We start from the raw sequence: 811 nt of genomic DNA on the forward strand, positions 1-811 counted from the left end.
TACTGTAATTTGAACATCCTTAGTTCCTGGAGTTGATACATCTGGTGCACCATTAGTCCAAGTGTAACTAGTTCCACCTGGTAAGCTTGGAATATTGCCAATTCCTTCTTCTGGACTTGGTTCTTCACCTACAGTTGTATGGATATCCTTTGGTTCTGGAGTGTTCTTATCCGCATCCGTTGGGTTTACGTTTTCTTCAACGTGAACAATAATTGGTGCAGGATTACTTGAACCGAAAGTAATTGAAGTTGGGTATTTATCAACTACATGGTAACCATTTGGTACATGAGCATTAATTTCTGGATCTACAGTTTCTCCAGTTACACCAGTTTCAGTGTAACCACCAACTTTCTTACCATTCTTATCAACATAAGTGATAGTTACTGAATGTTCATTAGCAGTGTAAGTAAAGGTTACTGTTGAATCTACGGTTTCTCCAGTTACATCCATTGCTGGTGCGGCATTTGGATTCGTTACTGTGTATCCTGCTTCTTCTGGTGCAGTTACGGCATCAAACTTAGCAGTGTTCCAGTCACCATAAGTTATTTCACCAGTTACTAAGTCTTCAGTAGCACTTCTGTGAAGAGTTACGCTTTGACTAGCAACCTTAGTAACCTTACCAGCCACATTCTTATCAACAGATCTAGTAATTGTCTTGTTTACCTTATCTGCTTGTGATGGATCGTTAGTTACATCCTTTGTTCCGTGTTCAATAGTTACATTGATTGGAGCTGGGTTTTCTGAACCAAATGTAATTGATGTTGGATATTTACCACTAATTACCCAACCTTCTGGTACGTGGTTCGCAATA

General features: G+C 39.3%; 1 protein-coding gene. It reads right to left on the reverse strand.

Features of this window, described 5'->3' with window-relative positions:
- The coding region (locus H5R88_RS01800) for a Rib/alpha-like domain-containing protein (RefSeq protein WP_259393958.1) at window positions 1-811 on the reverse strand (811 nt) is incomplete at both ends.

The sequence above is a fragment of the Limosilactobacillus agrestis genome (assembly GCF_014145585.1).
In the GTDB taxonomy this organism is placed as follows: domain Bacteria; phylum Bacillota; class Bacilli; order Lactobacillales; family Lactobacillaceae; genus Limosilactobacillus; species Limosilactobacillus agrestis.